Origin of the sequence: Rhodococcus sp. 1168 (genome assembly GCF_002091955.1) — a bacterium.
Lineage (GTDB): Bacteria > Actinomycetota > Actinomycetes > Mycobacteriales > Mycobacteriaceae > Rhodococcoides.
The window spans coordinates 35,942-61,967 of record NZ_MKKY01000084.1; the positions used below are offsets into that span (position 1 = coordinate 35,942).

The 26,026-nt window shown below is 63.1% G+C and carries 24 protein-coding genes and 1 pseudogene; 6 read left to right on the plus strand and 19 right to left on the minus strand.

All coding sequences use genetic code 11. The annotated features are described in order from the left end of the window. Positions 1-3 precede the first annotated feature (3 nt). Positions 4-681, minus strand: a complete 678-nt coding sequence (gene purQ, locus BJI47_RS19320; RefSeq protein ID WP_088945268.1) for a phosphoribosylformylglycinamidine synthase subunit PurQ — start codon at positions 679-681, stop codon at positions 4-6. Then, positions 678-914 carry a phosphoribosylformylglycinamidine synthase subunit PurS gene (purS, locus tag BJI47_RS19325; protein WP_088945269.1) on the minus strand — a complete coding sequence of 79 codons (237 nt, stop codon included), beginning with the start codon at positions 912-914 and terminating at the stop codon, positions 678-680. The genes purQ and purS overlap by 4 nt, the downstream gene beginning before the upstream one ends. A gap of 87 nt (positions 915-1,001) precedes the next feature. Between purS and BJI47_RS19330 the strand changes: the two genes are divergently transcribed. Continuing rightward, entirely contained in the window at positions 1,002-1,646 is a 645-nt protein-coding gene (locus BJI47_RS19330; RefSeq protein WP_088945270.1) for an MBL fold metallo-hydrolase, read from the plus strand. Here the strand turns inward: BJI47_RS19330 and BJI47_RS19335 are convergent. The 4 genes from BJI47_RS19335 to BJI47_RS19350 all read right to left on the minus strand — a co-directional run bounded on the left by BJI47_RS19335 (position 1,643) and on the right by BJI47_RS19350 (position 5,196). Continuing rightward, positions 1,643-2,308 (minus strand): LppP/LprE family lipoprotein, encoded by a 666-nt coding sequence (locus BJI47_RS19335; RefSeq protein WP_088945271.1) that lies wholly within the window; start codon positions 2,306-2,308, stop codon positions 1,643-1,645. The genes BJI47_RS19330 and BJI47_RS19335 overlap by 4 nt on opposite strands. 88 nt (positions 2,309-2,396) lie before the next feature. Next, on the minus strand, positions 2,397-3,095 hold the full coding sequence (locus BJI47_RS19340) for a DUF2334 domain-containing protein (RefSeq protein WP_088945272.1): 699 nt from the start codon (positions 3,093-3,095) through the stop codon (positions 2,397-2,399). A 55-nt stretch (positions 3,096-3,150) separates the two neighbouring features. Further along, positions 3,151-3,657 (minus strand): glutathione peroxidase, encoded by a 507-nt coding sequence (locus BJI47_RS19345; RefSeq protein ID WP_088945273.1) that lies wholly within the window; start codon positions 3,655-3,657, stop codon positions 3,151-3,153. Positions 3,658-3,789: 132 nt separating this feature from the next. Beyond that, a complete protein-coding gene (locus tag BJI47_RS19350; RefSeq protein ID WP_088945274.1) occupies positions 3,790-5,196 on the minus strand; it encodes a cation:dicarboxylase symporter family transporter in 1,407 nt (468 codons plus the stop codon). A gap of 150 nt (positions 5,197-5,346) precedes the next feature. Between BJI47_RS19350 and BJI47_RS19355 the strand changes: the two are divergent. Further along, positions 5,347-6,890, plus strand: a pseudogene (locus BJI47_RS19355) (ATP-binding protein). A 50-nt stretch (positions 6,891-6,940) separates the two neighbouring features. Here the strand turns inward: BJI47_RS19355 and BJI47_RS19360 are convergent. Together BJI47_RS19360 and BJI47_RS19365 are read right to left on the minus strand one after the other, a co-directional pair. Further along, on the minus strand, positions 6,941-9,088 hold the full coding sequence (locus BJI47_RS19360; protein ID WP_088945275.1) for a S9 family peptidase: 2,148 nt from the start codon (positions 9,086-9,088) through the stop codon (positions 6,941-6,943). After that, positions 9,085-9,969, minus strand: a complete 885-nt coding sequence (locus BJI47_RS19365) for a phosphoribosylaminoimidazolesuccinocarboxamide synthase (protein WP_088945276.1) — start codon at positions 9,967-9,969, stop codon at positions 9,085-9,087. The genes BJI47_RS19360 and BJI47_RS19365 overlap by 4 nt, the downstream gene beginning before the upstream one ends. A gap of 62 nt (positions 9,970-10,031) precedes the next feature. Between BJI47_RS19365 and BJI47_RS19370 the strand changes: the two genes are divergently transcribed. Continuing rightward, positions 10,032-11,432 (plus strand): MDR family MFS transporter, encoded by a 1,401-nt coding sequence (locus tag BJI47_RS19370; RefSeq protein ID WP_088945277.1) that lies wholly within the window; start codon positions 10,032-10,034, stop codon positions 11,430-11,432. Here BJI47_RS19370 and BJI47_RS19375 read toward each other — a convergent pair whose 3' ends face one another. From BJI47_RS19375 to BJI47_RS19415, 8 genes are all read right to left on the minus strand, one after another. Then, positions 11,433-12,188, minus strand: coding sequence for an ABC transporter permease (locus tag BJI47_RS19375; protein ID WP_088945278.1), 756 nt, complete (start codon positions 12,186-12,188; stop codon positions 11,433-11,435). 39 nt (positions 12,189-12,227) lie between these two features. Next, positions 12,228-13,121: a siderophore-interacting protein gene (locus BJI47_RS19380; RefSeq protein WP_088945279.1), complete on the minus strand. Its 894-nt coding sequence runs from the start codon at positions 13,119-13,121 to the stop codon at positions 12,228-12,230. Positions 13,122-13,156: 35 nt separating this feature from the next. Beyond that, positions 13,157-15,007: a siderophore-interacting protein gene (locus BJI47_RS19385; RefSeq protein WP_088945280.1), complete on the minus strand. Its 1,851-nt coding sequence runs from the start codon at positions 15,005-15,007 to the stop codon at positions 13,157-13,159. 142 nt (positions 15,008-15,149) lie between these two features. Then, positions 15,150-16,151, minus strand: coding sequence for an ABC transporter substrate-binding protein (locus BJI47_RS19390; RefSeq protein WP_254900694.1), 1,002 nt, complete (start codon positions 16,149-16,151; stop codon positions 15,150-15,152). A 365-nt stretch (positions 16,152-16,516) separates the two neighbouring features. Further along, the gene (locus BJI47_RS19400) at positions 16,517-17,320 is read right to left on the minus strand and encodes an ABC transporter ATP-binding protein (RefSeq protein ID WP_088945282.1); all 804 of its coding nucleotides are present in this window, start codon (positions 17,318-17,320) and stop codon (positions 16,517-16,519) included. Next, the gene (locus BJI47_RS19405; protein ID WP_088945283.1) at positions 17,317-18,372 is read right to left on the minus strand and encodes an iron chelate uptake ABC transporter family permease subunit; all 1,056 of its coding nucleotides are present in this window, start codon (positions 18,370-18,372) and stop codon (positions 17,317-17,319) included. The genes BJI47_RS19400 and BJI47_RS19405 overlap by 4 nt, the downstream gene beginning before the upstream one ends. Continuing rightward, entirely contained in the window at positions 18,369-19,430 is a 1,062-nt protein-coding gene (locus tag BJI47_RS19410) for an iron ABC transporter permease (RefSeq protein WP_088945284.1), read from the minus strand. The genes BJI47_RS19405 and BJI47_RS19410 overlap by 4 nt, the downstream gene beginning before the upstream one ends. Positions 19,431-19,437: 7 nt before the next feature. After that, a complete protein-coding gene (locus BJI47_RS19415; protein WP_088945285.1) occupies positions 19,438-19,857 on the minus strand; it encodes an HIT family protein in 420 nt (139 codons plus the stop codon). Positions 19,858-19,909: 52 nt separating this feature from the next. On the opposite strand from BJI47_RS19415, the gene BJI47_RS19420 reads away from it, so the two are divergent. After that, a complete protein-coding gene (locus BJI47_RS19420; RefSeq protein WP_088945286.1) occupies positions 19,910-20,713 on the plus strand; it encodes an HAD-IIA family hydrolase in 804 nt (267 codons plus the stop codon). Here the strand turns inward: BJI47_RS19420 and purB are convergent. Further along, the gene (gene purB, locus BJI47_RS19425; protein WP_088945287.1) at positions 20,699-22,126 is read right to left on the minus strand and encodes an adenylosuccinate lyase; all 1,428 of its coding nucleotides are present in this window, start codon (positions 22,124-22,126) and stop codon (positions 20,699-20,701) included. The two genes, BJI47_RS19420 and purB, sit on opposite strands and share 15 nt — an antisense overlap. A 112-nt stretch (positions 22,127-22,238) precedes the next feature. Further along, positions 22,239-22,874 (minus strand): TetR/AcrR family transcriptional regulator, encoded by a 636-nt coding sequence (locus tag BJI47_RS19430; RefSeq protein WP_088945288.1) that lies wholly within the window; start codon positions 22,872-22,874, stop codon positions 22,239-22,241. A 77-nt stretch (positions 22,875-22,951) separates the two neighbouring features. Between BJI47_RS19430 and BJI47_RS19435 the strand changes: the two genes are divergently transcribed. Then, the gene (locus BJI47_RS19435; RefSeq protein ID WP_088945392.1) at positions 22,952-23,971 is read left to right on the plus strand and encodes a low specificity L-threonine aldolase; all 1,020 of its coding nucleotides are present in this window, start codon (positions 22,952-22,954) and stop codon (positions 23,969-23,971) included. Here BJI47_RS19435 and BJI47_RS19440 read toward each other — a convergent pair. Next, on the minus strand, positions 23,951-25,072 hold the full coding sequence (locus BJI47_RS19440; RefSeq protein ID WP_217808563.1) for a pyridoxal phosphate-dependent aminotransferase: 1,122 nt from the start codon (positions 25,070-25,072) through the stop codon (positions 23,951-23,953). The genes BJI47_RS19435 and BJI47_RS19440 overlap by 21 nt on opposite strands. 94 nt (positions 25,073-25,166) lie before the next feature. On the opposite strand from BJI47_RS19440, the gene thiM reads away from it, so the two are divergent. Further along, on the plus strand, positions 25,167-25,997 hold the full coding sequence (gene thiM / locus BJI47_RS19445) for a hydroxyethylthiazole kinase (RefSeq protein WP_088945290.1): 831 nt from the start codon (positions 25,167-25,169) through the stop codon (positions 25,995-25,997). Positions 25,998-26,026 lie beyond the last annotated feature (29 nt).

Below are 26,026 nucleotides of genomic sequence, written 5' to 3' on the forward strand. Positions count from 1 at the left end.
CAACTATGCGGAGACGATCGCATCCAGAGCGGAGTAGAAGATGCCGAGGCCGTCGTCGCTCGGGCCGGTGAGGGGCTCGGTGGCGTGCTCGGGATGCGGCATGAGTCCGACGATGCGACCGTTGGCCGAGGAGATACCGGCGATTGCGCGTTGCGAACCGTTGGGGTTGGAACCGCTGTAGCGGAACACGACCCGGCCTTCACCCTCCAGCTCGTCGAGAACGGCTTCGGAGGCCTGGAATCGACCTTCGGCGTTCTTGACGGGGATGAGGATTTCGGCACCGCTCTCGTAGCGCGAGGACCATGCGGTGTTGCTGTTCTCCACCTTCAGCCACTGGTCGCGGCAAACGAAGTGCAGATCCTCGTTGCGCGTCAGAGCGCCTGGCAGCAGCCCGGCCTCGCAGAGAATTTGAAAGCCGTTGCAGATACCGAGGACGGGCATGCCGCCTCCTGCTGCTTTGACGACGGATTCCATGACGGGTGCGAACCTGGCGATGGCGCCGGCGCGCAGATAGTCACCGTAGGAGAAGCCGCCCGGAACCACGACCGCGTCGACGTTCTTCAGGTCGGCGTCCGCGTGCCACAAGCTGACGGCCTCGCCGCCTGCCAACGTGACTGCACGGGAGGCGTCGACGTCGTCGAGAGTTCCTGGAAAGGTGATGACACCGATGCGAGTGCTCATGCGAGACGGGTCACTTTCCAGTCCTCGATGACCGTGTTCGCGAGCAGCGATTCGGCGATCTTTTCCAGCTCGGCGTCGTCGACACTGTCGTCGACCTCGAGCTCGAAACGCTTGCCCTGACGCACATCGGACACACCTGCGATCCCGAGACGCCCAAGAGCGCCTGTGATGGCCTGACCCTGCGGGTCGAGAATTTCGGCCTTGGGCATGACGTCGACAACAACACGGGCCACGTGAGAGCTCCTCGAGATATAGGTACCGGCAGGTGAGAGTCTACGCAGGCACTCCCGCGTGCATGACACTGCGTTTACTGTGGGGTGATGCGGCTGACTCACTTCGGACATTCCTGCCTCCTCGTCGAACTCAACGGAACGACCGTCCTCTTCGATCCGGGCAACTTCTCCCACGGATTCGACGGCATCACCGATCTCGACGCCATCCTGATCACTCACCAACACCCCGATCACGTGGACCTCGAGCGCCTGCCTGCCTTGGTGCAAGGAAATCCGCGGGCAGCTCTGTACGCCGACCCGATGACGGCGTCGCAGCTCGGCGAACGCTGGACCGCGACGCACCCGGGGGATGTGTTCGGTGTCGGCGGGATCCAGGTGACCGGTGTCGGTGGCACTCATGCGGTGATTCACCCGGACCTGCCGGTGATCGACAACACCGGCTACCTCCTCGGAACTCCCGAGAATCCGTCCCAGTTGTTGCATCCAGGCGATTCACTGTTCGTCCCCGAGCAGAAGGTGGACATTCTCGCGCTCCCCGCCGCGGCGCCGTGGATGAAGCTCTCCGAAACCGTCGACTTCCTACGCGCAGTTGCGCCCCGCACGGCCTTCCCGATCCACCAGGCCATCATCGCCGAGCAGGCCCGCGGGATCTACTACGGGCGCTACAAGGAGTTGGCGGACGAGAACACCGAATTCCGGACGTTCCCGGAGGAAGGTTCGATCGAGCTCTAGGGCCCCGCCACCTCGACAGGGAGCGCGCCGAGCATCGTCACCGAGGACCCATCCCATTGGTAGCCAATCAAGGCGGGACCGCCGCTCGGGTTGGCGTTGGCATCGTCACCGACGAGCCAGCGGTACCCGACGGTAATGGTGTCGACGGACTGCGAGTCGACGAAGGTGAATGCGTACGGCTCGGACGTTCCGGTGCCGAGGAAGTCGCCGTCGGCGAAGAACAACACCTGCACCGGCGAGCTGGCGGTGCCGCCGGACGTATCGGCGCGAACCCAGGTGAACGACGCGCACGGGTCCCCGATCTCCGTTGCCACCCACGAAACGCCGTCGAAGTACTGCGGCAGTGAGGCGAGAGCATCGGTCACGGTCGTCGAGGCAAGATCCAAGCAGACGGGATATTCGGGACCGGGCGTACGCGTAGCCGGGGCAGCCTCGGCGCGCGGAACCACTTCCGTTCTCGTACCGGGCGGGCGATCCGCGATGATGGGCGGTGGAGACCCTGGCGAGGGCACGAAGGTCTGCGGCACATTCTGCTGCCCCGGTGCCGCCGACGATGTCGGGGCCGCGGAGGATTGCGGGGCGGCTGTGGCGTTCCCGTCCTCGGAGTTTCCGCACGCCACCAAGGCCATGACGCTGATCGCTACGAGAAGAAGTCGTTTCATGCCGCCACCTGCAATATCGGCTGTTCGGTCGAGGATTACATCCCGCGAACCGAACGGTCCGTTACGGCAAGGGATACACCACTGACCGCTATGCGGCTCGGCGAACCGTCCGCACGTGCTCGTAGACGCCAGGCACCGCCCCGCTGTAGAGCGCGAGGTCGATCGCGTCGAGCATCGCTCGGCGCGGCCCGCTGCACCCGAGCTGCTGTGCGCTGACGGCCAATCGCACCAGGCCGTCTCGTCGAGCGGCGCGGCCCGCACCGATCACGAGCGCCCTGCACCACCACGGTTCGGCCTTCATGCCCTCCCCGATGCCGAGGACTCGTCCCCGCTCGGCGGTATCAGTTTCCAGGTCCCGAATTGCATTGATGCCGGCGATCATTCGAAATCCGGCATCCGGCAACGCCGACACTGCACCAGGCGAGGCGAGCCACCTGGGTGCCGCGAAAACTCTTGTCCGCAAGCCTGTCTCTTCCATAACGCGATCGGCAGCCATGAGTCGTAGCCGGGCTTCGTGGCGAGGAAGGGCGGCGAACTCGGCGCGGCGACGCTTGGTTGCCGCCTGATCGTAGCCGTGCAGAACGATGGCATCCCCGCTCTCGCGTCGGCCCCGAAGCCAGTCCTGGGTAGCCGAATCCTTCACGAGCCGATATTTGTCCTTCAGCCGGGGCGCGACGAGCAACGAGAGTGGTACCGATCGCGAGTCGAGTTCATGGGCGAATTCCGCGGCGTAGTCGCGGGTGTCGTCTCTGATTCCACTTACCGAAACGATCAGTGCTCCAGACATGACTCGAGCCTCGCACACCAGGGTGAACGAGGCTCGACATCAGCATTGACCGTCTCTAAACGGCGATGGTCTCTTTCGGCAGGATCTTGTCGATCGCTGCGAGTACTTCGGGTGCATCGGGTTCGGTGCGGGGACGGAACCGGTTGGTGACGACGCCGTCGGGAGAGATCAGGAACTTCTCGAAGTTCCACTGGATATCGCCTGCCGTGCCGTCTGCGTCTTCGACCTTGGTGAGCTCGGCGTAGAGCGGGTGCCGATTTTCGCCGTTGACATCGACCTTCTCGAACATCGGGAAAGTGACTCCGTAGGTGGTGGAGCAGAACGATTCGATCTCTTCGGCCGTGCCTGGTTCCTGTCCACCGAACTGGTTGCAGGGAATGCCGACGACCGACAAGCCCTGTGCCGCGTACTCGGTGGCCATCTTTTCGAGGGTGGAGTATTGAGGGGTCAGGCCGCACTTGGATGCGACATTCACCACCAACACTGCTCGGCCTGCGTACTCATCGAGCGTGGTGGGCGCGCCGCCCAGCGTGTTGATGCCGATGTTCTGAACTTCAGTCATGCCGACGAACTTACCTGTAATTATCGCGGGAAGGGGAACCGACCATATGAAAAGAGAACGACCCTCGCCGAGGGTCGTTCTCTCTTCATTTCCGAACCGGGCGACGGGGGGGTGCGCGGCGCCCGGCAGGTATCAGACCCTGGCCGATGCCTTCTCGAGTTCGACGCGCTCGACCTGCTCTGCGCGTTTGTCGTCCTCCGGAAGGTGATTGTCGGCCATGGTGGTCTCGTCGAACGGCAAGTTGCCGTCGAGAACTGTTTCGACGCGGGATGCGTCGATCGTCTTGGTCCACGTGCCGACCAGCAGAGTCGCGACGGCGTTGCCGGAGAAGTTGGTCACTGCACGAGCTTCGGACATGAAGCGGTCGATTCCAACGATGAGGCCGATTCCGTCGAGCAACTCGGGGCGGTGACTCTGTAGGCCGCCGGCGAGCGTGGCCAGACCGGCGCCGGAGACGCCTGCGGCACCCTTGCTGGCGATGATCATGAAGAGCAGCAACGAGAACTGTTCAGGGATCGACAGCGGAAGGCTCATGGCGTCGGCGATGAAGATCGACGCCATCGTCAGGTAGATGGCGGTTCCGTCCAGGTTGAACGAATATCCGGTCGGGACAACGATTCCGACGGTGGTGCGCTCGACACCGACATGCTCCATCTTGGCGATCAGCCGCGGCAGGGCCGACTCGGAGGAGCTGGTCGCAACGATGAGTAGGTATTCACGGGCCAAGTATTTGACCAGCTTGAAGATCGAGAAGCCTGTGACGAAGCGAAGAATCAGGCCGAGGAAGACGAAAACGAAGATGGCGCAAGTGATGTAGAACGCCGACATCAGGGTGCCGAGCTGAATGACTGCGTCGAATCCGGTCGCGCCGACGACGCCTGCGATGGCTCCGAAGGCGCCGATCGGGGCGAGCCACAGGATCATCGTCAGAATGCGGAAGACGAGCTTCCGTACTGCGCCGATGCCCTTGAGGATGCCTTCGCCCTGCTTGCCCATCGCTTGAAGCGCGAAGCCGACGAGGATCGCTACGAACAGAGTCTGCAGCACCGAGCCTTCGGTCAGCGAGGACAGGAGCGTCTCCGGAATGATGCCGGCGATGAAGTCCATCGTGCCGCCCGCGCCCTCCGCGGTGGCCGCATACTTCTCACCTGAGCCACTGGCTAGGATGTTGAGCCCGCTGCCCGGCTGGATGAGGTTGCCGACGACCATGCCGATCCCGAGGGCGATGGTCGACATAGTGAAGAAGTAGGCGAGAGCGAGTCCGCCGACCTTGCCGACGCTGGCTGCGGCTCGCACCGATCCGATACCGAGGACGATGGTGCAGAAGATAACCGGGCTGATCATCATCTTGATCAAGCTGACGAACAATGTGCCGAGCACCGCCAGGTCGACGCCGACTTCCTTCCACAGCAGACCGACGATGATGCCGGCGACCACTGCGATGATCACGGCGATGTACAGCCAGTGGGTCTTGTCCCGCTTCGCCTTGGGCTTGGGCGGCGGGGTCTGGCTTGTGTCAGCATCGATGCTGGTAGTCATTGGTACGTCCTCTGCGGCTATATCTGCGACTTGTGCTGCGTGAGGTGGGTCACGCCGTGCTAGGGAACGATGCTGGTGTAGATCGAGGCCACAGTCACGAATACGTTCATTCTGTTCATGAGTTTTACGATTTCTTCGAGGTGACATGACATGGCCAAGCGTCCGACGAGCGTGGCAGGGCAGGTATTGCTCTTGCAGTTGGCGGTCATCGCTGTCGTCGTCGCCGCAGGCGGCATCCTCACTGTCCTGAACGAACGCTCCAACAGTGACGAAGCGACATCCCGGGTAGTCGTAGGGGTAGCCGTCAGCATCGCCAACGAACCGTCGACGCCGTTGGAGATTGCCTCCGAAATCCGACGGCTCGGCTACAACCCGAAACCGAACGCATCCGCAAGATCACCGGCGTCGCTTCATCGTCGTCATGGCACCGGACCGTACGAGATTCACGCACACGACCGTCGACCTGATCGGTAAACCGTTCAGCGGCAACATCGATGACGCTCTGCGCGGTGAGACCATCACCGAGACGTACGTCGGGTCGCTCGGTCCGTCGATCCGTGCGGTCACCCCGGTCACCGACACCTCGAGAAATATCGTCGGCCTCGTCTCGGCAGACGTCACCCGCGCGAAGATCAGCGAACAGTTCGTTCGTGGTCTACCCATGATCTTCGCCGTCGTACTTGCCGATTCGCCGCCGCTGCAGCAGGATCCGTGCTTCTGAGTCGACGCCTCCGACGGCAGACCCTGGGGATGGCGCCCGATCAGTTGCGCACCATGTACGGCCATCACGAAGCGGTACTGCATTCGATCGGAGAAGGACTGGTGGTGTTCGGCGAGGGTGAGAGTGCCGAACTCGTCAACGACGAAGCGCGTCGACTTCTCGACCTCGAAGACGCACCGGTGACGCGGGCCTCGGTGCCGGAGTCGATGCGCTCGATGGACACCGGAATCGTTCGCGGCGAACTTCATCTCACCGACTCCAGGATCCTGTTCGTCGACCAGTATCCGGTGATGTGGGAGGGAACTCGGCTCGGGCAGGTCCTCAGCATCCGTGACCGCACCGAACTGCAGAACGTCATGGGCGAACTCGATTCGGTTCGCAGCTTCGCCGAATCGCTCCGATCGCAGGCCCATGAATCGGCGAACCGTCTGCACACGGTCATCACCATGGTCGAACTCGGCCGATCCGAAGAAGCCGTCGAGTTCGCAACCGCCGACCTGGAGTTCTGCATCTGATCGACCGAATGATGGCATCGGACCAGGAACCTGCGCTGGCGGCACTCCTGCTCGGCAAGATGAGCCAGGCCGGTGAACAGGGCGTGGAACTGACCGTCACCGAGGACACTGCGCTCGGACCCGTGAGTGTGCTGACTCCGCGCGAATTGGTGACCGTGGTGGGAAATCTGATAGACAGTGCGATCGATGCGAAAGAATCCGAACAACCGTGGGTCGAAGTGACGGTTCGTGACTCCGATGAGGTCCTCATCGTTCGCGTGGCCGACAGCGGCTCCGGAACGTCACCGGAAACGCTGCGTACGGCGATGACTCGCGGCAATTCGACGAAGGCAGATTCCCGTGGACTCGGACTCGCGTTGGTCACCCAGATCGTCAATCGCCACGGTGGGGAGTTGACCACTGCACTCACCTACGGTTCTGTGCTTCTCGCCAGCATCCCGTCCGGAGACCGGTCGTGATCAGGGTCCCGCATCACCGAATACGGCAAAGCGGGAAGACCGCAGGTCCGTTACCTCTGGCGGTAGTCGAGTGAGCCGCCGGTCTTGTCCACGATCCAGGCGTACTCGAAGGCCGCTTCCTTCCACTTCTCGTATCGCCCGCTGACGCCACCGTGGCCTGCATTCATTTCGGTCTTGAGTAGCAGGTGCGAGTCGCCAGTTTTCGTAGCGCGCAGCGCAGCAACCCACTTCGCCGGCTCGACGTACAGCACCCGGGTGTCGTTGATCGAGGTGATCGCCAGGATGCTCGGGTAGTCCTTTGCCTCGACGTTCTCGTAGGGGCTGTACGACTTCATGTACTCGTACACCTCCCTCTCTGCCAACGGATTACCCCATTCATCCCATTCGATGACGGTCAGCGGTAGCGATGGGTCGAGGATCGAGGTCAAGGGATCGACGAACGGCACGTTGGCGAGAATCCCGTTGAACAGTTCGGGTGCGAGGTTCGCGACTGCGCCCATCAGCAGGCCACCGGCACTTCCGCCGTCGGCGACGAGATGCTGCGGCGAGGTACGCCCACTGTCGATCAGATACTGTGCGGCAGAGACGAAGTCGGTGAACGTATTCTTCTTCGTCAGGGTCTTGCCGTTGTCGTACCACGCTCTACCCATTTCACCGCCGCCGCGAACGTGCGCGACGACGAACACGATGCCCCGATCCAGCAGCGAGAGCCGGGCGACCGAGAAGGACGGATCCGTGCTCGCCTCGTACGAACCGTAGCCGTACAGCAGCGTCGGAGCGGGCCCATCCGGCACATCCTTGCGTAGGACGACCGACAACGGAATTCGAGTGCCGTCCGCGGTGGTGGCCCACTCACGATGCTGCACATAGTCGTTCGCGTCGAAGTCGCCCAATACCGGCTGCGACCTACGCAGCAGCATCTCACCCGTCGCGAGGTCGTAGTCGTAAACCTTGGCGGGGGTGATGAACGAGGTGTACACCAGACGCAGCAGAGGCTGACTCCACTCCGGGTTGGAGCCCGCTCCGACGGAGTAGAGCTCCTCGTCGAACGTCATCTCCTCGTACTCGCCGTAACCGTTCTCGTCGAGCGGCCAGATCGCCAACCGCGTCAGAGCCTCCCGTCGATAGTTCAGTACGAGGTGGTCGGCAAACGCATCGACGTCCTCGAGTCGAACGTCGGCGCGATGTGGAACGAGGATGCGCTGGTCCTCGGGATTGTCGACGGGGGCCTCGGCGAGCAGGAAGTTCTCGGCCTTCTCCCCTTCGGTGCCCCAGCCGTTCACCGATCCGTTGTGCTGGATGAGAAACCGGTCCTCACCCTTCACGACGGCGTGTTCGACGCTGTATTCGACACCGTCGACGCGCGGGAGAACGACGCGAAATTCGCCTTCCGGATCGGCGGATTCGAGGACGAGGCATTCGGTGGTGATCTTCGACCCCACCCAGATCATCAGGTATTTTTCGCTGCGCGTGGATCCGAAACCGACCCAGTAGCTTTCGTCGGGCTCGTGGAAGACCTTCTGGTCCTGCTCGGTAGGGGTGCCGAGGGTGTGACGCCACACGGTGTCCGGCCGCCAGGATTCATCGACGGTTTGATAGAAGACGTGGCGGTGATCGATAGCCCACGTTGCACCCGTGGAGACGTTTTCGATCGTGTCGGCAAGCAGTTCGCCGGTCGAGAGGTCCTTGAAACGCAGCGTGTATCGCTCGTCGCCCTCGGTGTCGGTGGAGTAGGCCAGCAGGTTTCCGTCCTGGCTGATCGAGAAGGCGCCGAGCGAGAAGAAGTCGTGTCCTTCTGCTTCGAGATTGGAGTCGAGGAGGATCTGCTCGCCGGCGATCTCGATGTCCGCCGACAGTGTCGGTGGGGTCCAGTTGTCGGGTGAGTCCACCGGGCAACGGCATTGGAGCCCGTACGACTTCCCTTCGAGTGTGCGCGAGTAGTACCACCAGTTGCCCATCCGCGTCGGGACCGACAGATCGGTTTCCTGCGTGCGCGATTTGATCTCGTCGAATATCTGCCCTCGCAGCTCCGCCAACCCGGCGGTCTCCTGCTCGGTGTACGCGTTCTCGGCTTCGAGGTAGGCGATGACCTCGGCGTCGTCCTTGTCACGCAACCATTCGTAGTTGTCCACGAAGGTATCGCCATGATGGGTTCGTTTCAGCGGAACCTTCTTGGCGATCGGCGGTGTGAGTGTCATGGCTTGACCCAATCTTCGAAGTTCAGACCCGAAATGCGTTCGTAGGCCTCGATGTAACGTGCGCGTGTCGCTGCTACGACTTCGTCTGGAAGTGGCGGCGGTGGGGTCTGCCCATGGCGGTCCCAGCCGGATTCACCGGTGAGCCAGTCGCGGACGTACTGCTTGTCGAAACTCGGCTGCACCCGGCCTTCGGCGTAGCCGTCGGCAGGCCAGTATCGCGAGGAGTCGGGAGTGAGAACCTCGTCGGCGAGTACGAGGTTGCCGTCACGGTCGAGACCGAACTCGAACTTGGTGTCGGCCAGGATGATTCCACGATCGAGCGCAAAATTAGCGGCACTGATGTAGATCTCGAGGGCTTCCGAGCGAAGCTTGAACGCAAGCGCTTCCCCGACCTGATCGACGACGGTCTGGAAGTCCACGTTCTCGTCGTGCTCCCCCATCGCTGCCTTGGCGGCCGGAGTGAAGATGGGCTCGTCGAGCTTGGAGGATTCGACGAGGCCCGGCGGCAGTTCGACTCCGCATACCGCGCCGGTGCTGCGGTAGTCCGACAATCCCGAACCCGTCAGATAACCACGGACGACGCACTCGATCGGGACCATCTGCAGCTTCTTCACCACCAGAGCCCGCCCGAGAAGTTCCTGCGGGATCCGCTCGTCGAGCGGATCACCGGCGAGATGATTCACCCCACCGAGCTGATCGAAGAAGAACACGCTCATCGCCGCCAGGACTCTGCCCTTGTCGGGGATCGGGGTATCGAGGACGTGGTCGTAGGCGGAGATGCGGTCGCTTGCGACGAGAAGCAGGTGGTCGTCGTCGACGATATAGAGATCGCGAACCTTGCCGCCGGCCAGATGCTGATAGCTATCAAGAGTTGGGCGCACGTATTCACCCTATCTGGGCCTGATGGCACGCTCGCCCGGCGACGGGAGAACAATGAATCGCAATGGCAACGAACAACGAAGTCGCCGATGTCGGCTTCCGGTCCGAACGCGGGCCCGTACTCATCGCGTTGATGCTCAGCACCTCGCTGGTTGCGTTGGACTCCACGATCATCGCCACCGCGGTGCTGACCATCGTCGGCGACCTCGGCGGCTTCGGTCAGTTCCCGTGGTTGTTCTCGATCTACCTGCTCGCCCAGGCCGTGTCGGTGCCGCTGTACGGCAAGTTGTCCGACCTGTTCGGACGCAAGAAGATCATGCTGTTCGGAATCGGGGTCTTCCTGCTCGGTTCGATTCTGTGCGGACTGGCGTGGAGCATGCCGGCACTGATCGCTTTTCGAGCGGTCCAGGGTCTCGGTGCGGGCGCCGTGCAGCCGATGTCGATCACCATCGCCGGTGACATCTACACGTTGGCCGAACGCGCAAAAGCACAGGGATATCTCGCGAGCGTCTGGGCCATGTCGGCGGTGCTGGGTCCGGCCCTCGGCGGCATCTTTTCCGAATACCTGTCGTGGCGTTGGATCTTCTTCGTCAACATCCCGTTGTGTCTGCTCGCGGCGTGGATGCTGATCACCAAGTTCCACGAGGGTGACGTAGAACGGACGAGGCCGAAGATCGACTACCTCGGAGCGGGGCTGCTCACCACGGGTGCAGCGCTGATGCTGCTGGGTCTGCTCGAAGGCGGGCAGTCGTGGTCATGGGCGTCGCCGTTCAGTATCTCGATCTTCTCCGCAGGTGTCCTCGCACTCACATTGTTCGCATGGGTGCAGACGCGAGTGCCCGAGCCGATTCTGCCGTTGTGGGTCTTCACCCGGCGAGTCCTTCTCGTCAGTAGCGTCATCTCGTTGCTCGTCGGCGCGCTGGTTCTGGGCCTGACCTCGTACGTACCGACCTTCGTCCAAGGGGTACTCGGGACCGGCGCGATCGTGGCGGGCTTCGCACTCGCGACCCTCACCCTCGGATGGCCGATCGCGGCCTCGCAATCGGGCAGGCTTTATCTCCGGTTCGGCTTCCGCACGACCGCGTTGACCGGCGCGTCCATCGCCCTCGTCGGTGCAGTTGCGTCCACGTTCATCGGTTCCGGTAGCGCCATCTGGCAGATCGCCGCCGTGTGTTTCGTCATCGGTCTAGGCATGGGGCTGATCGCCAGTCCCACCCTCATCGCCGCGCAATCGAGCGTCGAGTGGTCCGAACGCGGCGTCGTCACCGCCACCAACATGTTTGCGCGATCGATCGGAAGTGCGGTCGGAGTTGCCATCTTCGGAGCCATCGTCAACTCTCGGATCTCCGGCCCAGGCGAACCCGACCCGCAACAGTTGTCCGACGCCATCCATGTGGTTTTCCTCGGGGTGGCCGCGGCGGCCGTGCTCATGGCTGTTGCCGCATTGTTCATGCCGAAAAGGTGACTATTCGACTCGCGGGGAGCGCCGTACGTACCCGCGCGCCACGAATTCGACGGTGAACGACACCGCCAGGCTCTGCGCCAAGAGTATGCCGAGCAGGACGAGAATCTGAACGGCTCCGGCCTGGATGGCAGACCCACTGGCCAATAGCACTCCGACGAATGCGCCCGGCAGCGTCACGAGGCCGACGGTTCTCGTTTGATCCAGTCCGGGTAGAAGCGCATCGGCGGCCGTCGGTCGAATTACTTCCAACCGTGAATCTCGTTCACTGAGCCCAAGGCTCAGGGCCGCCTCGACTTCACCACGCCGCTGAGAGAGAGCGTCGAGAGACCTGCGCGCGGCAAGAGATGTCGCGATCATCGTGCCGCCGAGAATGATTCCGCCCACCGGCACTATTGCTATCCCTTGTGCTGGAACAACCCCGGTCATCAGACACAGCGGAACCACGACGCCGACCCCGGCGGCGAGTGGTATCGCGAGCCACGATCCGGAGCGGCCTGACTCCGATCGCCGAGCCGAGGTGAATGCGGCCGCGATGAACATTGCCAGCAAGACGAGGAGCGATGACCACAGGTACTCGAGAGCTGCCGTGAGCACGAGCGACACAGCTGCCAGCTGCGCGACGCCGCGCAGAGCGGCTGCAGGGACAGTGAAGGACGGTCCGATACCTGAAACCCGATAGACGATCGCCGCCAGCAGCGCCATGACGACGCACAACACTGCCAGCGGGATACCGGGTTCGGCCAGAGATGTACTCACGCAGTGAGTATCTCTCAAACGCAGATGTGACAGAGTCGGCTACAGCCCGACGCGCTCGAGCATGGCGTCGAATTCCTCGCTCGCCTCTTGTTCGGTGCGGCCGGCCTCGATGACGCTGTTGTAGAGCGCCAGTGCCGCGCCCTGGTATTTCTTGTACTTTTCGAGCCACTGTTCGGACCTCGCGCGCCAGTATCCGATGATGTGGAAGTGCGCGATGTCGAAACCTCGGTCCTTGCGAAAGTACTTGCGTACTACCCGCGAAGATGCGGCCTCACCTGCGAACCACACGTATCCGACGCCTTCGGGTAGTTCGTAGCTACGTACGGCTTCGTCGAGAACGCTTGCGCAGTCACCGTTTCCGGAACCGATGCGCCAGTCGTAGGTGACGGATGCTGCCGTGTCGAAACTTTGGATGTCGCCCCGCTCGAGCACCTCCACGACGGCATGAGCTCTCATGCCGGCCGGTAGTTCCTCGATGATGCGTCCGAGCGCTGGGAGTCCGGTCATGTCGGCGACGAGGAGTTGCCACTGAACGTCGGCCGGGACGCGGTACCAGGACCGCGGCCGCGCCAGCAGCACCCGTTGGCCGACGGTTGCCTGCCGCGCCCAGGTGGCCGCCACTCCCCCGTCGTGAGCGAAAAAGTCGATGACCAGCTCGCCTGCGGCGCTGTTCAACCGCCGGACCGTGTAGTTACGACCTTCGGGGACGTCTTCGATTCCGTGATACCACCAGACGCCGTCGACCTCGGTCATCGGCGGTGGGGAAGTTTCACCGTTGCGCGGGAAGTAGACGGCGATGCATTCGTCCGGTGCACCGATGCCCTCGTACCGGGCCAGGTGTTCTCCGCCGAACGTCACCCGCACCATGTGCGTGGTGAGCTGTTCGACGCCTACTACGTCTGCATAGTAGAAGCCGAGTTCGCCTTCACTCATTTCTTCACCCTCGCCACGATGACCATTTGCGTAGGCTAGCCTACCCTGCCGCTTTCGTACAGGGGTGCCGCGAACTCCAACACCGTCGACCCCCACCCCAGTGACCCCACCCGTGCGGCTCCACCGCCGGATTCGGCTACCAACGCACACACCTCCGCTTCGGTCCGACGCCCGGCGCCGTAGAGGCACAGCCGCAGCAGGTCCTCCTCGGTATCGTGATCGTCTGTCGTCGACGGATCGAGTAGGTCGGTGAGCAGCACGACTCGCCTGGCGGATGCCCCGAGGGTGCGCAACAGCAGCAGAGCGTCGGAGTCCGGATGCGTGTCGAGGACGTCGACAGCGATCACCACGTCGACGGGCGCTACCAAAGCTGCGAATTCACTGGCGTCGATGCGGGTGATCGCGTCCCGACGCGTCTCCGCGACGTCGCCGAGGTTTCTGGCGTTCAAGGCAGGAAGCCCAACGAGAGATATCGACAGTTCCGGACGCACACGTGCCAGCGTATCGGCGTACACCCCGGCGCCTTCGCCGTAGATCGCGACGGACTTTACGTCCTCGAGGTCCACCGCGTCCGGCAACGCCGGGGCGCGGTACACCGCTCCGAACGCGGACTCTTCGTGGAAGTCTTCGATGAAGCTCGAATCGGCTTTCTTGGCGAAGAAGCTGTGCGCAGCCGCGGGCAACCCCGTCCGAACAGATTCGAGCAATCCGAGGAACGCCAGATCGAGACGTGTGTGGATCTTGTCGAAGTGCAATGCCTGGCTGGCGAAGGTGTCCTGATCGGCGAGAATCGATCCCATCTCGGTGAGGGAGTAGCGGCCGTCGTCGTGGCTCAGAAGATCCATCAGCACGAGATGTCGCAGCAGCTTCGCCGTCGCACCCGGATTCGTCGCGCATTCCGCTGCAATGGCATTCGCAGAATCTTTGCCGCCGTCGACGGCGGAAAAGATACCCACTGTCACCGCAGTACGAATAGCGAAAGGTGGCAGTAGTTCCGACTTTTCGTGGAGTCGTTCGTCGGGGCTCGGCTCACCTGCGGGATCGAGCACCGGTTGGCCCGCAGCCACCGCGGAGGTCTCACGAAAACGCCAGTATCCGGCTATCTCGACGAACTGCTTCGAAATCTGCTTGTCCTGCTTGGCCCATCGGCGCAAAGGCTTGATGGTCGACGCCTCACCTGCGACCCAGAGATACGGCTGGCCTGGACGCCACTGCGCGGCCTGCACGGTATCCACCATCCGCGACCGGCCGTCGTTCTCCGAGCGGTACAGCCAGGTGATGTCCACCGAAGCCGCAGAGAAGAGTTCCTGGCGGTGCGAAGGCTCGGCCACCTCGATCACCACCGTGGCCGGCAGATCTGCCGGCAGCTTCTCCAGGCAATGCGCGATGGCAGGCAGCGCGGTCTCGTCTCCGGCGATCAGCATCCAATCCACCTCACGCGGCAGCGACGAAGAATGTTTGGGCCCGGCGATGAGGATCTTCTCCCCCGCCTGCACCCCGTATGCCCAGCCTGCTGCCAGCCCACCATCGTGCATCGCGAAGTCCAGTGCCATCTCACGGTTTTCCTCGTCGAAGTGGCGCACGGTGTACGTCCGGCTGTACTGGAACGAGCCGGCCGGCCAGTCGACCGTCCCGTTGTCGGAGTTCACCGGAACCGTGAACGGCAGGGTGCCGGTCGCTGGGTCGACGGGCAGAATCTTGACGTCGTCGTCGAAACCTCGGGTACGTACCGGCGGAAGCTCCACGCCGTCGCGAACGTGGCGATTCATCGAGGGACCCCCGACGGTCACTCGACGCATTCCCGGGGTGATGTCCTCTACCCGTAGAACGTCCAGTTCTCGTATGCAAACCGGAAAAACCTCGACCTCGCGAACAGTCGCCACCATCGAATATCTCTCTCTCGTAGAAGTGTTCAGTACTCGCAGACCGGCCGATCCGGGGCGGTGGCGATATCGCCGATGACGGTCTCACGGGTGAGCACAGTGTTCTCCCTCGTTGTTCGGTGAAGTAATTTCGGACCGAATCGTCCTATTCGGTAAACATCCCCTGGACCTGGTCCAGAGTTGCCATCACCCCGTCGTAGTCCGGACGGTAGCTGGTGGCAGGCAGTTCGTAGACCTTGTTACCGGCGAATGCGGGCAGACCGACGTACAGCGAATCCTGTTGCAGCTCTACGAGAGTGCGTCCGGCGACTGGGACGACGAACATAGCCGGGGCGTTGCCGACCGGCGCCAACAGCTCGTTGCTGATGATGAACGAGTCACCCGAGCCGTACAGTTCGGGGTTGTTCGCCTTGGTGATCACGTCGTCCGGCTCGAAACCGACGGCTGAGAGCAGCGTGGGCAATGTGGCGCTCTGTGGGATGAACGCGGGTTCATCGGTAGCCAGCGACAGGAAGTACGACACGGGTGTCGCTGGAATGGTGATCGAGTCCTTCACCGCGGCGACCTTGTCTTCGTAGGCCTGCAGCAGACCGTCGACCTTGTCGCTCTCGCCGGCGGCCTCGGCGACCGCGGTGAGCTGTTCCTGCCACGTTGCGAGCGAGGACGAAATCAATACTGTCGGGGCGATATTGCTGAGCTGGTCGTAGGACTCGTTCGCCTGAACAGCAGAGATTCCCTGGCCGCCACCGATGATCAGATCGGGTTCGGCCGCGGCGAGTGCTTCGATGTTCAGCGCTTCACCAGCAGGCAATTCTTGCGTGCCCTGCATTTCTGCTTTCTCCGCCCACTGTGGCGGGAAGCCGCCGTCGAGGTTCGTCACGCCGAGCAGCCTGGTGTCGGTGATCGCGATGGGGGCATCGAGTGTGAACAGGTAGCCGGCTAGGCCTGCCGACAGCACGGCGATCTTTTGTGGCTCGGCAGGCACCGTGATGTCGCCCTTGTCGGTGGAGACCACTCGCGTCTCGGTACCCGAGGCGTCCTCGCTCGAGCGCTCGGAGCTGCACGAAGCCAGCCCTAGCGCTACGAATGCCACCGATGCGGTGGCAAATATGCGAAGACCACGCCGTCGAAATTGTGAATCAGACACTGAGGTAGACCCTTTCGAGATCGTCGATCGTAACCGGCACGCGGTGTTCGCGGCCGGGCCGGGCATCTTCACTCGTCCCGCAGAAGCTTCGACACCAGCCGTCAGGAAATAAACTTAGCCTAACCTACATAGAAATGGGGTTACGGGCTTCCCAAGCCAATGCCGCGAGTCGACGGATCGAAGTGTCACGGAAGGGCCGTGCATGGATATCTCGTACCACTATCGACACGGGGTCTCGTGTCCGCACGACGACGGTGCAGCAGCCGACGCTGTCCAGTTTCTACAGTCGGATCGAGCCCTCCACATCACCATGCAATCGCTCTACGTCGGCGGCGGCGCCACGTTGCGAAGACGACCGGCATCCATTACGAGGGTCGTGGGCGCGCGAGCGGAATGACCAACGGCGTGAGTGACTCCGGATCTTCGATGATGCGACACGGCAGTCCGAAGACCGCCTCCACCAACTCCGCGGTGATGACCTCCGAAGGATTACCGCGGGTGACCACCGCGCCGTCCTTCATGGCGATGATGTGATCGGCGTAGCGGCAAGCGTGATTGAGATCGTGCAGCACAGCGACCATCGTGGTGCCCTGATCTCGATTGAGTTGCGCACACAGGTCGAGAAGGTCGATCTGATGCGCGATGTCGAGGAACGTCGTAGGTTCGTCGAGCAACATCAGCGGGGTTTGCTGGGCGAGAACCATTGCCACCCAGACTCGCTGACGCTGACCTCCGGACAACTCGTCGACCAACCGTCCGGAGAGGTCGCTCACCCCGGTCGCGTTCATCGCGAACACGACAGCAGCCTCGTCGTCGCGTGACCATTGCCTGATCAGCTTCTGATGCGGATACCGTCCGCGTGCAACGAGATCCGCCACCGAGATCCCGTCCGGCGCGATGGACGTCTGCGGCAGCAGCCCGAGGCGTCGGGCAACTTCCTTGGCCGGATACGTCGAGATCGCCTTGCCGTCCAGCAGTACTGTCCCGACCGTTGGTTTCAACAACCGCGACAGTGCTCGCAGCAGCGTCGATTTGCCACTCGCGTTGGGACCGACGATGACGGTGAACATACCGTCCGGAATCTCCACGGTCAGCCCCTCACTGACGATGCGCTTGTCGTATCCGATCGTGACGTCGTCCGCATGCAAGCGCGGCTTCCTTCCGGTCACTGTTTTCTACCTTCCCGAGCCAACAACCACACGAAATATGCCCCACCGATGGACACTGTCACGACACCGACCGGCAACTGCGTCGGCGCAAATATGCGCTGCGCGGCATAGTCACTGACGAGCAGTAGCAATGCACCCATCACCGCCGAGGGAATCAGCGCGACACCTGCGGTCTTGGTCAACCGTCGTGCCAGCTGCGGCGCAGCGAGCGAGATGAACGAGATCGGACCGGCTACTGCCGTGACGAGCGCGGTCAGCGCCACGCCGAGAACGATGAGTATCAGCCGCGTCGGCTCCGCCCGGATACCGAGCGATTTTGCTGCGTCGTCGCCCATCTCGAGCATCCGTAGACGCCCCGCGAAGACAGCCAGTAGTGGTGTGAGAACGACCAACACGATCACCACCGGACGTACCTGCCCCCAGCTGAGGCCGTTGAGAGTCCCCGCGCCCCACACAGCGGCGGCCAGCGCATCGGAGAGATCGGCTTTGACGATCAACCAGGTGTTGACCGACGCCAGGATCGCGCTGATGGCAATTCCGACGATGATCAGCCGAAAACCTTGCACTCCACGTTTGAAAGCGAGGACGTACACCACTGCAGCAGTAGAGATCCCACCGACGAAGGCGCCCACACCGGTGGGATAGTAGCCACCACCCAGCGTGAGGATGACGATCAGCGCACCGGTATACGAGCCGGTGTCGAAGCCGATGATGTCAGGGCTTCCCAACGGATTTCGCGTCAGCGATTGAAAGATCGCACCCGACACACCCAGAGCGCCACCGAGAAGCAAAGCCAGGGCCACCCGCGGGAATCGCCACTGCATGACGATCAGTTCGGTGAACCGCCCGGCATCGGAAAACACCGCAGCCAGTACTTCGCCCGGCGGGATGTAGTAGTCACCGGTGCCGAGCGCCAGGACAGCGACGGCGAGCGATACGAGCGCCAGAAGGCAGCAGACCACCACGGTGCGGATGTCTACCCGCCCGCTGAGCTTGTCACCGGCAAGGCGAAGAATGCGAACTCTGCGACCGAAATCGACCTCGGTCGTCACAGCCCACTGACTTTCTTGCGGCGCACGAGAAAGATGAGTACCGGAGCTCCGACGAACGCGGTGACGATCCCGACCTGCAGTTCGCCAGGCCTGATGACCAGCCGCCCGACGATGTCGGAGAGCAGCAGCAGGCACGGCGCCGCCACCACGGTGTACAGCAGGATCCATCGCTGATCGGGTCCGACGAACCACCGCACCATGTGCGGAATCATCAAGCCGACGAAGCCGATCGGACCTGCGGCCGCCGTCGCAGCACCGGCCAGAAGAGTGACTGCAACGACACCGATCACCCGGGTGCTGTTCACTTTCGCACCCAGCGAACGAGCCAGGTCGTCTCCGAGCGCGAGGGCGTTGAGGGGTCGCGCGATGACGAGTGCGAGCACCGAACCGACGATGACGAACGGCGAGATCGCCAACGAAATATCCAGTCCGCGACCAGCCAGCGAACCAGCACCCCACAAGCGCATCTTGTCGAACGCATCAGGATCGAGCAGCAGCATGCCGGACGTGATACCCCCGAGCACCGCGGACAGCGCAATTCCGGACAGCGTGAGCCTGATCGGCGTCGCGCCGGCTCGCGACATGGACCCGAGTGCATACACCGCCACCGTCGCGAGGATGGCGCCGAGGAACGCGAACCAGATGTAGGACCAGATGCCGGTGAATCCGAGCATGCCGACAGCGAGTGCGACGAAGAAGGCCGCACCGGCGTTGACTCCGAGGATGCCCGGGTCCGCCAACGGGTTACGCGTCATGGCCTGAATGAGCGCGCCGCTGACACCGAGAGCGACACCGACGATCAACCCCAGCACGGTTCGCGGTACGCGGATCTCGCGGATGATGACGTGGTTGCTCGACTCGTCGAAGTGGAACAGTGCATCCCAGACCTCGCTCGGCGGAATGTACTTGGTGCCGACCGCGATACTGAGCAGACAGATCGCGGCAAGAACGCCGAGCAGAACGAGAAGGCCGAGAGCGCGGCGCGAGTTCGTCTCGGCGAGCCCACCGGATTGTTCGAGCCTGTCGGCCTCATCGGTCTTCTTCGCTGCCGCAGGCATGGATCAGTTACCCCAAAGCGTTCGCGATATGTGCAGCCTGGGTGTCGAGCTCCGCGCGGTCGGGGGACGTCGGTCGGGCACGAAGACCGAATCCGTCACCCGAGGTACGAGGAATGACATGAAGATGGACATGGAAGATTTCCTGGCCCGCAATTTCACCGTCCGCAAGAAACAGGTTCACCCCCGCGCACCGGGGGTCGCTCGCCCGTAGCGCCGCCGCGATCTTCTGCCCGACGACGAACAGATGACCGCCGGTGTCCGGCTCCAACTCCGCCAACGAGCGAGCTTGCTTCTTCGGGACCACCAGAACGTGCCCACGCGTGACCGGCCGGATGTCCATGAACGCGATGACCACGTCGTCCTCGTAGACGCGAGAGGATTCCGCGTTCCCTGCAATGATTTCGGCAAAGATCGTATAGGGGTTCACAAAGAGACAGTCTAGAACTGCACCAGAACGGTGCTGCGACTAAAGTCTGACCATGAGTATCTTGGGCGGCGTTCTGTTCGACATCGACGGGGTGCTCGTCACCTCGTGGAAGCCGATACCGGGTGCCCGCGAGACTCTCGACTATCTCGACCACAAGGACATCGCGCGCGCCTTCCTGACGAACACCACCTCGAAAACTCGCACACAGATCGCGGAGTCGTTGGCGGGAGTCGGCCTGCCGGTCCATGCGGACGACATCGTCACGGCCGCGAGCCTCACCGCCGACCACCTGCGCGAAACCTACCCGGGCGCCTCCGTCGTACTCGTCAACAACGGCGACATCGCGGTCGACATGCCGGGAATCGAGTTCGTGGACGAGTCGTCGACGCACGATCCCGACGTCGTCGTCGTCGGCGGAGCCGGTCCCGAGTTCACCCACGAGCGCCTGAGCCGGGTCTATGACTGGCTGTGCCGCGGCATCCCCGTCGTCGCGATGCACCGAAGTCTCATGTGGACCACCGCTGCCGGACTCCGCATCGACACCGGAATGTACCTCACCGGTATGGAGAAGGCATCCGGACACACGGCACAGGCCATCGGAAAGCCTGCGCCACTTGGCTTTCAGACCGCTGCAGAAAGAATGGGCACCGACCCGGTCGACGTCGTCATGGTCGGTGACGACATCGACAACGATGTGCTCGCAGCCCAGGTCGTCGGCATGACCGGTGTCCTGGTCCGCACCGGAAAGTTCCGCCAGGACACCCTCGACCGCCGAGCCAAGAACGAGTTCGGCATGCAGCCGAATCACATCATCGGTTCGGTGGCCGATCTGCCGGAGCTACTAGAGAATCGGTGACGGAGAGTACTTCGCGGCTTCCGGGAACTGCGCGATCAGCGTCTCGACGTCGGAGACGACGCCCGCGACCTGCGATTCGGCCGAGCCGATGAATGCCGACTTGTCGGCAAGAGCGGCGTCGAGAGCAGCGCGATCGAGCGGGATGCGGTCGTCGGCGGCGAGGCGATCCAGCAGATCCGGGTCCTGCCCCTGCTCCCGCATCGCGAGTGCGACAGCGACAGCGTGTTCCTTGATGGCCTCGTGTGCCGTTTCGCGACCGACCCCGGCGCGAACGGAAGCCATGAGCACCTTCGTCGTCGCAAGGAACGGCAGGTAGCGCGTGAGTTCCTTGGCGATGACGGCCGGGTACGCACCGAACTCGTCGAGCACCGTCAGGAAAGTCTCGATCATGCCGTCGATCGCGAAGAACGCATCCGGTAGCGCGACGCGGCGGACGACCGAGCAGAAGACGTCGCCCTCGTTCCACTGGGCGCCTGCGAGTTCGGCCGCCATCGATCCGTAACCGCGCAACACCACCTGCAAACCGTTGACGCGCTCACACGAACGCGTGTTCATCTTGTGGGGCATCGCCGAAGATCCGACCTGACCGGGCTGGAAGCCCTCGGTCACCAGCTCGTGGCCTGCCATCAACCGAACCGTATGAGCGAACGAGGAAGGTGCGGCCCCGATCTGAACGAGCGCGGACACGACGTCATGGTCGAGCGAGCGCGGGTAGACCTGACCGACGCTGGTGAGCACGTGCCGGAACCCGAGGTGGTCGGCGACGATGCGCTCCAGAGCGGTCAACTTCGAGGCGTCCCCCCCGAACAGGTCGAGCATGTCCTGCGAGGTACCCATCGGGCCCTTGATACCGCGAAGGGGGTAGCGCTCGATCAGCTCTTGGATTCGGGTGAGGCCGATCAACAGCTCGTCCGCCGCCGATGCGAAACGCTTGCCGAGGGTCGTTGCCTGTGCGGCGACGTTATGACTGCGCCCTGCCATCACGAGGGAGGAGTATTCAGCGGCGCGTTCGGCGAGCCGGGCAGCAACCGCCACGCCGTGGCTGTGGACGTGCTCCATCGAGCGAAGAATCTGCAGCTGCTCGACGTTCTCGGTCAGATCACGAGAAGTCAGACCCTTGTGGATGTGCTCGTGGCCCGCGAGTGCGTTGAACTCCTCGATACCGGCCTTGACGTCGTGGCGGGTGACACGCTCACGCGCAGCGATCGACGCGAGGTCGACGGTGCCGATCACATTCTCGTAGTCGTTGATCGCAGCAGTGGGCACGTCGACACCGAGGGTGGCCTGCGCTTTGAGAACGGCCAACCACAGCTGGCGCTCGAGGACGATCTTGTGCTCCGGAGACCACAGGTTCACCAGTTCTTTGCTCGCATAACGGGTGGCCAGGACATTCGGAATAGTCACGAGAGGCAAGTTTACGCAGGAGTGGAGCCTGCGGAACGACCAGGTAGGCAGGAGTGGAGCCTGCGGAACGACCAGGTGGTTCAGGAGTGGAGCCTGCGGAACGACCAGGTGGTTCAGGAGTTCATTGTGCGGGGGCCACGACGTCGATGACTCGGAGCAACATGCTTCGTGCCATCGTTCGGGGTTCCGGGTCGACCTCGCCGAGAGCACTGACCACGACGCCGTCGACGACGGCCACGATTCGTCGTAGTTGCAGTTCGTCGACGATGCGTCCGGAGCGTCGCAGGACGTCGGTGAGCAGGTCGTCGGTCTGGGCGCGCAGCCGCAGCTGCACTTCCCGCAGTTCGGGATGCCGGGCCGAGGCGATGAATCTTTCGTAGCGTGCGATGAGCCGCTCGCGCCCTTCGATCGCGTCGTCTTCCGGTCCGATGAGCAGGTCCACGATCAGGTCGACTGTCGACTCGACGTCCTGATCGAGATTTCCGAGGTCGTCGATCCGTCGCCGCATGACTTCGAGTTCGCGGTTGCCCAGTATTTCTACGGCGCAGGCGATGAGGTCGGCGAGTGAGTGGAAGTAGTACGTCGTCGATGCGAGCGGAAGATCGGCGCGGGTTGCGACAGAGCGGTGGCGCACCGCGTCGAATCCGCCCTCGACCAGGAGTTCAGCAGCGGCAGAGGCCAATGCGTGTCGTCGACGCTCCCCTTTCGGGGTTGCGCCCGACACCTTGACTGTTGGCCCTGCAGGTACTTCTGGCATTTGAAAGCCATCGTGCCAGGCCTGGGCTTCTCCGCTGGGGCAAACGGGCCATTCGATCGTGTGGAATCGTGAACTTCATGCAACACAGAACTATCGATCTCCGCTCCGATACGGTGACTCGCCCGGATGCGGCCATGCGTGCTGCGATGGCCGATGCCGAGGTCGGTGACGATGTCCTCGACCACGATCCGACGATGGCGCGACTGGAAGAACGCGTCGCGTCGATGCTCGGATACGAGGCGGCGCTATGGGTCCCGAGCGGTTCGATGGGCAACATCATCGCGCTGATGCTGCACTTGCGACGTGGTGATGCGTTTCTGGCGCCGGAGCATTCTCATGTTCTCGGGTCCGAGTTGGGGACGGCAGCGTGGTTGGCGCAGGGAATGCCGTCGGCGTTGCCACACGACGGCGGGCCCGGGCGTCCGACGCCTGCGACCGTGACGGCGTCGGCAGGCGGACCTGGGCCGTACTTCACTCTGAACACCACGCTGTTGTGCCTGGAGAACTCCCATAACTTCGCCGGCGGTGCCGTGTTCGGACCCGAGGAATGGAATTCGCTGTTGGCCGCGGCTCGCGGCGCGGGCCTGCTCGTGCACCTCGACGGGGCGCGCGTGTGGAATGCGGCCGTAGCCCAGGGTGTGAACCCCCGCGAACTGACCGTAGGCGCCGATACCGTCCAGGTATGCCTGAGCAAGGGCCTCGGCGCTCCCGTCGGGTCGATGCTCGTATCCGATTCGGCCCGCATTACCGATGCTCGACGCGTCCGCAAGATGCTCGGCGGCGGCGTTCGTCAAGGCGGAATACTTGCAGCGGCAGGGCTGGTGGCGCTGGACAATCTCGACTCGCTCGCCGCCGACCACGACAACGCTCGACTGCTGGCCGAGGGGCTACGCGAGCGGAATTGGGATGTGATGGAACCGAACACGAACATCGTGCTCGCGACGTCGGCCGACCCCGTCGCAACTGTCTCCGCGCTCGCCGACAAGGGCATCGGCGCCGTCACTGTTGCGGGCAAAGTCCGATTCGTGACGCATCGCGACGTGTCCGAGGCCGATATCCGCGACGCCCTCTCGCGTCTATCCGCCCTGCGCGCGTAGGGCCGGCGCCAGGCGCGCCAAAGCCTCCCGCATGTGCTCGGTCGTACCCGCGAACGAAAATCGAACGGTGTGGTTCCCCGCCACGGTGTCGAAGTCGACGCCGGGGGCAAGTGCCACACCCGTCGTCGCGAGAACGTTCTCGCACCATGCCCGCGAGTCCTGGGTCAGGTGGCCGATGTCGGCGTACGCGTAGAACGCCCCGTCCGCAGGCGCGAGATCGGTGATCCCGCCGGCGGCCAAACCGTCGAGCAGGATTGTGCGGTTGACGGCGTAGCGGCGCACGTGAGCGTCGAGTTCGGTGCGTGATTCCTCGGTGAACGCGGCAATGGCCGCTACCTGTGAGATCGCGGGCGGGCAGACGGTCATGTTCGATGCCAGTCGTTCCACCGCCCGGTGCAGGGTCCACGGCAACAGCATCCAGCCGAGCCGCCAGCCCGTCATCGAGAAGTATTTGGACACCGAACCGATCACTACCGATTCCTTCGACGTCTCCCACGCACTCGACGTCCGAGCATCACCGTAGGAGATGCCGTGATAGATCTCGTCGGAGATCAGCAACGTTCCGTGCTGCTCACACCAGCGTGCGATCGCGGCAAGTTCGCCGGCGTCGATGATGGTGCCCGTCGGGTTGGCTGGACTGGCGATGATCAACCCTGCGGGCGGTTCCGGCAGAGCGTCGAGCATCGCGACCGTCGGCTGAAATCTGGACTCGATCCCGCAGTCCAATTCCACGACGCGACATCCGAGCGCAGCGAGAGTATTTCGGTAGGCCGGGTACCCGGGCCGAGCCATGACCACGGTGTCGCCGACGTCGAAGGCCGCCAGAAACAGCAGCGTGAACGCCCCCGAGGATCCGGTCGTGACCACGACGTCGTCGGCATGCACCGGGATGCCTGCCTCGTGCGCGTGATGCCGGGCGATGGCTTCGCGCAGCGGCAGGGTGCCGAGTGTCTCGGTGTACCCGAGTACATGTGCGTCGAGGGCCTCCCGTGCCGCTCGAAGTACCGGAGCAGGCGCTGACGTCGACGGTTGCCCGGCTGCCAGGGAAAGTACGTCACCGTGCGTGCGCGCTCGTTGGGCAGCGGCTTTGAATACGTCCATCACGTGAAACGGCTCGATCTTGGATCTGTTCGACTCTGTGCGCACACTTCGAGGCTAGCTCGCGGTCGAAAACACCCAGTGAAAGACTCTACGAATGCCGGAATCGACGACCTGCCCCACCGTGACCGACGTAGCGAATGCCCTCGATGCACTCCGCTCGTCGACTCCGCTGGTGCAATCATTGACCAACGTGGTGTCCGCCAACTTCGTCACCAATGTTCTGCTCGCCGCCGGGGCCAGCAACGCACACATCGACAACGTCCACGAGGCCGCAGGATTCGCCTCGATCGCTTCCGGAGTTCTCGTCAACTTGGGTACCCCCGACGATGGAACCGCTGCTGCCTTCTCGCTGGCAGCGGAGGCTGCTCGTGCCGCAGGCACGCCGTGGGTCTTGGATCCGGTGGGCGTCGGCGGACTACCGTGGCGGACCGAACTCGCAGCCGGGCTATTGACGCTCGAACCCACGGCGATTCGTGGGAACGCGTCGGAGATCATCGCGCTTGCGGGGCTGGGCAACTTCGCGCGCGGAGTCGACAGTGCTTCCGATTCCGCGGCCGCAGTTCCCGCAGCAGTGGCGCTGCTCGAGTTCGCACAGGTGGTGTCGGCGTCCGGTCCGGTCGACTACATCGTCGGACGAAGCGACACCGGGCCCGTGGGCGTGAAAGTCGGTGGAGGTAGCCCACTTCTGACCAAGGTCACCGCTACTGGATGTTCGCTCGCAGCGCTCGTGGCCGCGTACCTCAGCGTGTCACCGACACCTTTGATCGGAATAACGTCGGCACACGCACACGTGGCGGTCGCATCGGAACGTGCAGCCGAAAAATCATACGGCCCAGGAACTTTCGCCGTCGCATATCTTGATGCGCTGGCTTCGGTAACCCCGGACGACATGCGTTCGGCTCTTGTCGAACCGTTGACGCTCTAGCCCTATCCACAGGCACGGCACTTATCCAC